Annotated in this window: 2 protein-coding genes; both read right to left on the bottom strand. The window is 46.1% G+C overall.

The features are described from left to right. On the bottom strand, positions 1-605 hold a 605-nt coding region (locus tag ACWATR_RS39980; protein WP_460345914.1), incomplete at its 3' end, for a DUF3854 domain-containing protein. 117 nt (positions 606-722) lie between these two features. Beyond that, positions 723-1322, bottom strand: coding sequence for an alpha-ketoglutarate-dependent dioxygenase AlkB family protein (locus ACWATR_RS39985; protein ID WP_460345917.1), 600 nt, complete (start codon positions 1320-1322; stop codon positions 723-725). Between the last annotated feature and the right edge of the window lie 111 nt (positions 1323-1433).

Consider the following 1433-nt stretch of genomic DNA (forward strand, 5'->3'; position numbering starts at 1 on the left):
ATGACAGTACCGTATTCATCCTGGGGTGTGCGGTATCCAGCGTTAACGCCAGGAATAGCGATCGCAGCATAACCAGCAGTCAGTAAGCAAGCAGCTTTCTTGACACCTTCCACGATTGTCACTGGTACATTATGCCTCCAAACCCAGTGCCAGAAACCGCCAGGATGCTGTAAGTCCTCTTCAGTGATGGGGATACCGCTACGATTGGAAACTTTCACCCAAATGTGATTCGGTACTAGAAGGAAGAAGGCGCGTGTCTCTTCTCTAAATGGATGTTCATACTTGATGAACTTGTGGATCTTCTGGCGGTCGCGTCTGGGATGGTCTGGTTTGAAACAGCCCCACATCATTAATTTGTAATCGTTGAGGGGGTCAACGCCATTGCACCACCAGCCGCCAAGTTCAATGTGCTGGTATTTCTTCAAGTCCCTGTCTCTGAGCCGCCCATCATTGCGACGGGAGATTTTGGGACTGTAGAGGAGATATTCGTAAGGCAAAGTAAAAGACAGCGATCGCACATTGAGATGAAAGATTTCTTCGTCAACGCCACTGTTTAACCATTCTTGTAAGTGTAGAGCTTGAGAATCAGATTCGATTGTACGCATATTTCCTCTGTTTTTTGACGCATGGAAATGGAGCGGCACTTGAGTCTGTGCCGCCGGTTCAAACTTTTTGCGATATTTATAGCTGGCTATAAAGTCGTCATTAAGCCAGCTACAGCTTTATCTCCCGCCTCCGGTATGCGGTCGGAACGTGAGATTAATACGTGTGCTAACAACTTTGTTGGTCTTGGGAACCTGATGCAGATGTGTAGATTGACAACCGGGGTGCATCACAAGTAAGCTGCCGTGTTCCAGCCAGAAATCTGTTGCTTTGCCATTTCTCGGTTTGATTTGAAATTTGCGACATGAACCCAGGCTTACCGACGCGATTGCAGGGTTAGATCCCATCGATGGTTCGTTGTCGGAATGCCACCCGATTGAGTCAGTCCCCGTGCGGTACTGGTTGCCGATTACGATACGGAATTTGTAACCAGTCAGTGCGGTGATTCTGTCCCGCAAGTTAGACAGAGCTTCTGTCCAACATAGTGGTTTCAAAAATACGCTGTTGGAGTAAAGATAATCACATCCGGCATCACCATAAATACATTCGAGACGAGGGATGGGCATTGTTTTACCCGCAATTCTGATTTGATTCTGTTGCCACTCTAGTTGTAGACAGTGTTGGTAGAGCGAGTTGGCAAGTTCCTGACTTAAGAAATCAGGGTAATAGGTGACTGGTAAAATTGGGGTTGATTCAGCGAAAAGTGTGAGTTGTTGCATGATATTTCTCTCAAAACAAGAAACTGCTATTAATTCTGTTCGGCTTTAAAAACCTCAACCAAAATACTTTCTGGATACAAACCGACTTTTCCAAAACGTGGGTCATGAATG

It is taken from the genome of Nostoc sp. UIC 10890, assembly GCF_054786515.1.

Bases quoted from the DNA above. Each gene is read 5' to 3' on its own strand.
- ACWATR_RS39985 (WP_460345917.1), bottom strand. From the start codon at position 1,322: ATGCAACAACTCACACTTTTCGCTGAATCAACCCCAATTTTACCAGTC.